The organism is Frankia sp. R82 (assembly GCF_023716925.1).
Lineage (GTDB): Bacteria > Actinomycetota > Actinomycetes > Frankiales > Frankiaceae > Frankia.
The window spans coordinates 49,134-55,942 of the sequence record NZ_JAMQQG010000281.1 but is presented as its reverse complement, the minus strand read 5'-3'; the positions used below and the strand labels follow the sequence as shown (position 1 = coordinate 55,942).

The 6,809-nt window shown below is 68.8% G+C and carries 5 protein-coding genes; all 5 read right to left on the bottom strand.

Translation table 11 applies throughout. The features are described from left to right. On the bottom strand, positions 1-796 hold a 796-nt coding region (locus ND747_RS20715; protein WP_285900859.1), incomplete at its 3' end, for a nitrogenase component 1. Next, positions 796-2,223, bottom strand: coding sequence for a nitrogenase iron-molybdenum cofactor biosynthesis protein NifE (gene nifE / locus ND747_RS20710; RefSeq protein WP_251735554.1), 1,428 nt, complete (start codon positions 2,221-2,223; stop codon positions 796-798). The genes ND747_RS20715 and nifE, both read right to left, overlap by 1 nt. 301 nt (positions 2,224-2,524) lie before the next feature. Further along, on the bottom strand, positions 2,525-4,084 hold the full coding sequence (gene nifK, locus ND747_RS20705; RefSeq protein ID WP_251735552.1) for a nitrogenase molybdenum-iron protein subunit beta: 1,560 nt from the start codon (positions 4,082-4,084) through the stop codon (positions 2,525-2,527). A gap of 282 nt (positions 4,085-4,366) precedes the next feature. Then, on the bottom strand, positions 4,367-5,827 hold the full coding sequence (gene nifD, locus ND747_RS20700; protein ID WP_251735551.1) for a nitrogenase molybdenum-iron protein alpha chain: 1,461 nt from the start codon (positions 5,825-5,827) through the stop codon (positions 4,367-4,369). 56 nt (positions 5,828-5,883) lie between these two features. Continuing rightward, the gene (gene nifH / locus ND747_RS20695) at positions 5,884-6,747 is read right to left on the bottom strand and encodes a nitrogenase iron protein (protein WP_251735549.1); all 864 of its coding nucleotides are present in this window, start codon (positions 6,745-6,747) and stop codon (positions 5,884-5,886) included. Positions 6,748-6,809 lie beyond the last annotated feature (62 nt).

The window sequence follows — 6,809 nt, the reverse complement described above, 5'->3', positions numbered from 1 at the left end:
GTGTTGATTCGGGTGTATGTGATGTGCGGGGAGGGGGGTGGGGCCAAGGCCGGGGTGACGGTGTTTGGGGTGGGGGGTTTGGGGGGGCAGTTGGGGGTGGGGGGGAGGGGCGGACCGCCGCGGGGGCGGGGAGCGCCCGAGCGGCGTCGGCCGATCGGGGGGTGGGCGCGGTGCGCCGCGTGCCGCCCGCGACGGCCAGGGCGGAGGCGGCGAGCAGGGCGGTGCGGCCCTCGGCCCGGTCGTCGACGTCCTCGGCCAGCTCGTCGGGGTCGCCACGGTCCAGCTCGTCCGCCGGGATCACCGCGCGGACCAGGGCCTCGAGAGCGGCGGACCAGCCGTCGGACAGACCACCGGTGAAGTCCGGGGTGGACACACCGACGATCAGCGGGGCCGCGTCCGCCTCGGCGCCCGCCTCCGCGTCCGCGTCGGCCCAGGCGGCCAGGTAGGCGCGCAGCTGGCCGCCGACGTCCTCGCCGGAGACCTCGGTGACGCCCGTGGTCAGCAGGCCGATGACCTCCGGGCGCTGCTTCTTGCGGATGGCGTCGAGCGTGGCCACCATCGACTCGCCGCTGCCGAAGACCGCGGTCACCTCGCTGATCCCCGTGGTCTGCAGCGGGATCGGCTCGTTGAAGTGCCGGGTCAGCAGGGCCTTGGCGAACGAGGCGCAGCCCTTCGAGCCGTGCATGATCGGCAGGGAGCCGGCGAGACCGAGGAAGACCAGCGCCGCACCGAGCGGCTGGCTGTGCTTGAGCGGGTCGATCGCCGCGCCCCGCTCGACCGTGGTGATCCGCGCCATCAGACTGTCCCGGCCAGCTGCGACTCCGCCAGGCGTGCGCCCGCCGCGGCGTCGGCGATTGCGGCCACGTGCGCGTCCCAGGGGGCGGGCCGGCGGACCTGGTCCCAGACCGGGTTGGAGATCGCCAGGTCGAGCCGGCGGGCGAACTCGACCATGCCGGTGTAGCCCGCGTAGGGGATGTGCCGTTCCTGGTTGATGTCGAGGAACGGCAGCCGGCCCTTGAGCGCGGTGTACTGGTTGCGACCGCCGGCGACGAGGATGTCGGCGCCGGTCTGCTCGGCCACCCGCAGCAGCTCCCGCGGGCTGCCCTCGCCGATCATCTTCGCGTCGCCGAGCAGCTCGCGGATCCGCTCGACGTCTCCGTCAGAGCTCTTGGTGATGCCGCTGCCGACGACCTCGATCCCGAGGTCCTGCAGCGCGGAGACGATCGACCAGCTCTTGACACCGCCGGTGTAGAGCACGGCCTTGCGCCCGGTCAGGCGGGCCCGGTAGGGCGCGAGCGCCGCCTGGGTGGTCGCCTCCTCGGCGGCGATGAGTTCCTCGGTGCGCCGGGTGAGCTCGTCGTCATCGAGCAGGCGGGCGAAGCCGCGCAGGGTGTCGGCCATGGCGCTGGTGCCGTAGAAGCTGCCCTCGAACCAGGGGATGCCGTAGCGCTCCTCGAGCCCGCGGGCGAGGCCGAGCAGGGCGCGGGAGCAGACGACCATGGTCGCCTTCGCCCGGTGGGCCGCGGCCACGTCGCGGTACCGGGCATCCCCGCTGATGCAGGCCCGCAGCCGCAGGCCCAGCCGGTTCAGCACCGGCAGCACGTCCCACAGCTCGCCGGCGATGTTGTACTCACCGATCAGGTTGATGTCGAACGCGCCGACGTCGTCCGGCTCGACGGTGCCGATGACGTGGTCGAGCAGCGCCTGACCGGCGATCTTGTTGCCGAGGTTCTTGTTGCCGAGGAACCCCGGGGCCTCGACCGGGATCACCGGTACCCCGGTGTGCTCGGCGGCGGACGCGCACACCGCGCCGAGATCGTCACCGATCATCGCGGTGACGCAGGTGGAGTAGACGAAGACCGCGGGGGGCGCGTACCGCTCGACAATCTCGCAGATCGTGTCGAACAACCGCTGCTCGCCGCCGAGGACCACGTCGTTCTCGGTCATGTCGGTGGTGAAGCCATGCTTGTAGAGCGTCGGCCCGGACGTCAGGCTGCCGCGGCCGTCCCAGGAGTTTCCGGCGCAGGCGATCGGGCCGTGGACCAGGTGGGCGCTGTCCACGATCGGGACGAGGGTGATCATCGCACCGTCGAAGGTGCAGCCGCCGGCCGTGCCGCCGGGGGTGGGCTTGGGGCAGCCGGCCTTGCGCTCCTTGGTGGTCTTGGCGTTGTTGGTTCCGCAGGCCGACTCGGTGAACAGAGCCGCGCGGTCAGGTGCGGACATAGGCCATCCTCGGGAGGGGGCGGTCCTCGGGTGAGGCTGGAGGCGGTGCCGGTGGTGCGGTGCAGCAGTACGTGCGGTGCAGCGGCAGGGGGGCCGGCCGACCCGGGAGGGAGTCGACCGACCCGCCCCGGGGGCGGGGAGTCGGCGCGGATGCGGCTGCGCGGACTCGACCCGCCGGGAGTGGTCGGCCGGCCGCAGGGAGCGCGGTGGGCGCGGCCGGCCGGCCACGTCTGGCCCCGGACGGTCGGCGGTGGGCCGACGACCGTCCGGGGACGGGTCCTGCGCTAGCGGGGACGGACGGTCAGCGGACCGCGTCGTAGCTGTGCGCGGGAGCCTTGCGGTCGAGCTCGTCGAGGATCGTGTTGACGAGCCCGGTGACCAGGTGCAGGCCGCCGGTGTACCCGATGATCGGGAAGCGGTGCAGGTGGTGCCGGTCGAAGATCGGGAAGCCGACCCGGAACAGCGGTGTGTCGGTCTCGCGGCCGATCCACTTGAGCTGCATCGACCCGATGAGCAGGTCGACCGGCTCGGTGAAGACCAGCGAACGCAGGTGCCAGAGGTCCTTCTCCGGCCACACGGTCGCGGCGTCGCCGAACTTGCTGGCCGAGAGCACCTTCTCCATCCGCGCCTTGAACGTGGAGTCGGCGTTGGTGCTCACGATGTGCACCGGAACCATGCCGAGCTCGAGCACGAACCGGGTCAGCGCGACGACCAGGTCGGGGTCGCCGGCGATGGCGACCCGCTTGCCGTGCACGTAGGCGGACGAGTCCGTGATCGCGTCGACGAGCCGGCCGCGCTCGAGGGTCAGCTCGGCAGGCACCTTGACGTCGGCGGTCCGGGCGACCGCGGTCACGAAGGCGTCGGTTCCGGTGACCCCGATCGGGGTCTCCAGGGTGACCAGCTCCTGCTTCCAGACGTCCTTGATGAGCTCGGCGGTGCGGCGCAGGGTGGACTCCTGCAGGATGAAGCTCGCCCGGTTGAACTTCGCCTGCGCACCGTCGACGAGCGTGGTGCCACCCGGGTAGAGGTCGTACTCGCCGTCGGCCGGGGAGTCCAGCGACGCGGAGTGGTCGCCCAGGATGATCGGGTCGACGCCCATCAGCTCCAGCATCCGCCGGTACTCCCGGTGGTTGCCGACGTAGGTGTCGAAGCCCGGAATGATGTTGAGGCGGACCTTGTCCGTCTTCTCGATCTTCGAGGCGTCCGCGTCGGGGGACTTCGACAGCGAGTCGAGGATGCCCTTGAGCATCACGTCGTAGCCGTTGATGTGCGAGCCCACGAAGCTCGGGGTGTGGGCGTAGGAGACCGGGAAGTCCTGGCTGATCGCCTCCTGCTCGCGCGCCGCGCCGATGTAGGCGAACAGGTCCTCACCGATGACCTCGGCCATGCAGGTGGTGCTGACCGCGATGTGCTTCGGCTTGTAGAGGGCGGACATGTTGTCCATCGCCTCGACGAGGTTGTTGATTCCGCCGAACACGGCGGCGTCCTCGGTCATCGAGGTGGAGGCGGCGGGCACCGGCTCCTTGAAGTGCCGGGCGAAGTGGCTGCGGAAGTAGGACACGCAGCCCTGCGAGCCGTGGACCAGGGGCAGGGTGCCCTCGAACCCGAGTCCGGCCAGCACCGCACCGAGCGGCTGGCAGGCCTTCGCCGGGTTGACGGACAGGCTCTCCCGGGCGAAGTTCTTCTCCCGGTACTCCCAGGTGCGGGTCCACTGCAGGACGCGCTCGACCTCCTCCTTGGAGGCCGCGTTCTCGAACTCGCGCTTGTTCTCGAACTGCTCCTGGTAGACCTCGTCCCGGAAGACGTCGTTGTGGTCAAGAACCTGCAGTGGGATCGCGCTGGTGTGCTCGGGCGTCGTCACCGGACGTCCTCCTCTCCCCTGGGGGGATGACCCGGGGGGATCTGCGTCCCCGGCGGGGCTGATGCCGGCCGCGGCAGCCGCCAGCACCCGTTCCGATCGCCTGAGCCGGTCATGTTTCACGTGGATCATTCGGGCCGGCTGGCTCACGGGGGTGCCGGGTCGCTGGCGGCTGCCTTGCGGCCGGACCTGGCTGACTACTGCTGCCCTGAACGGGCGTCTACTGCTGGGGCGTCATGCGCCCGGGTGCCGCCAGGGCGGCGGGGGGCTGGCTCCCACCGAGGACTAGGCGACCTCGCCGGCCTTCGACCAGGGCGCCTCGAGGAGGTCCCAGGTCGGGCTGTTGACGGCCTGGTCCATGTCCCGGGCGAAGACCGCGAAGCCGTCGACGCCGTGGTACGGCCCGGAGTAGTCCCAGGAGTGCATCTGCCGGAAGGGGATGCCCATCTTGTGGAAGACGTACTTCTCCTTCACACCCGCGCCCATCAGGTCGGGCTTGAGGTGCTTGGCGAACTCCTCGACCTCGAAGGCGGTCGGGTCGTCGTAGAGAACGACGCCTTCCTTGAGCATGCCGTAGGTCCGGGTGTAGTCGTCCTTGTGGGCGAACTCGTAGCCGGTCCCGATGACCTCCATGCCGAGGTCCTCGTAGGCACCGATGGTGTGCCGGGGGCGCAGGCCACCGATGGCGAGCATGACGCGCTTGCCCTCGAGGCGCGGCCGGAACGCCTTGATGATCTCATCGAAGCGGACCTGGTAGCGGGCGATCGCCGCCTCGGTCTTCGCCTTGATCTCGTCATCGAAGAACTCGGCGATCTTACGCATGGACGAGATGATCTTGGAGGGGCCGAAGAAGTTGAACTCGGTCCAGGGAGTGTTGTAGCGCTCTTCCATGGTGGTGCAGATGTAGTTCATCGAGCGGTAGCAGTGGATCAGGTTCAGCTTCGACAGGTGCGTCGAGGCCATCTCGTTGATCGTGCCGTCGCCGGACCACTGGGCGATGACCCGCAGGCCCATCTCCTCGAGGATCCGGCGGGACGCCCAGACGTCACCGCCGATGTTGTAGTCACCGATCAGCGCGACGTCGTAGTCGGTCTGCTCGAAGGTGCCCTCGCCGGTACCGAGGACATGGTCGCGAACGGCGTCGTTCGCGATGTGGTGGCCGAGCGACTGGCTCACGCCGCGGAAGCCCTCGCAGCGGACCGGGATGATCGGCAGGCCGAGCTTCTTCGAGGACTTCTTCGCTACGGCCTCGATGTCGTCACCGATCAGGCCGATCGGGCACTCGGACTGCACCGAGATGCCCTTGGCCAGCGGGAACAGATCGACGATCTCATCGAGGACCTGCTCCAGCTTGGTGTCGCCGCCGAAGACGATGTCCTTTTCCTGGAAGTCGGTCGTGACCTGCATCGCGGTCCAGTTGTTCACGCCGAGGTGGCCGTGAGCGTAGTTACGCCGCGTCGCCCAGGAGTACTGGCCGCAGCCGACGGGGCCGTGGCTGATGGTGACCATGTCCTTCACCGGTCCCCACACCACGCCCTTGGAACCGGCGTAGGAGCAGCCACGGATCGTCATGACCCCGGGGCGGGACTTGATGTTGGACTTGACCTCGCACTCCTTCGACCCCTCGGGGTCGTTGGCCTTGATGTGCTTGGCCCGGAACTTCGCGGCCTTCTTCGGGTACTGAGCCAGGACATCGGCAATCATCGCCTCGGTCTCGGCCCGGGTCGGTACCGGCGTCGTCGTCATGATCGGGACCTCATCCTCGACGGTGGGCGGAAATAAGAGTCGGGAAAGGGAGGACGTCAGGCGACCGCGGCGGTCTTGCCAATGACGGACTCGTCCTCGACCTCCATGATTCCGAAGTCGATCAGCAGTTCCTCGAGCTCGTCCATCTCGATCGGGGTCGGGATGGTCTTCATCTCGTTGTTGATGATCTTGTTGGCGAGCTGCCGGTACTCGTGGGCCTGCTCGTTGTCCTTGTCGTACTCGATGACCGTCATCCGGCGCAGCTCGGCGTGCTGCACGACGTTGTTACGCGGGATGAAGTGGATCATCTGGGTGTTCAGGCGACGCGCGAGCTCCATGATCAGCTCGTCCTCGCGGTCGGTCTTGCGGCTGTTGCAGATCAGGCCGCCGAGCCGGACACCGCCGGTGTGCGCGTACTTGAGGATGCCTCGGGCGATGTTGTTCGCCGCGTACATCGCCATCATCTCACCGGAGGTGACGATGTAGATCTCCTGCGCCTTGCCCTGGCGGATCGGCATCGCGAATCCACCACACACGACGTCACCGAGGACGTCGTAGGTGACGAAGTCCAGGTCCTCGTAGGCGCCGGCCTCCTCCAGGTAGGTGATGGAGGTGATGACGCCACGGCCGGCGCAGCCCACACCCGGCTCCGGGCCACCGGACTCGACGCACTTGATGCCCCACGCGCCCTCGACCAGAACCTCGTCGAGCTCGAGGTCCTCGACCGAGCCCTTCTCCGCCGCCAGCTGGATGACGGAGGTCTGGGCCTTCGAGTGCAGGATGAGCCGGGTGGAGTCGGCCTTGGGGTCACAGCCGACGATCATGACCCGCTGGCCGGCTTCGGCCATGGCCGCCATGGTGTTCTGCTGGGTGGTGGACTTGCCGATACCACCCTTGCCGTAGAACGCGATCTGGCGCATGTGGTGCTCCTCCTAGGAACGGTCGTCCGGCTCGCGGATCACCGCCGGTGGCCAGGCCGATC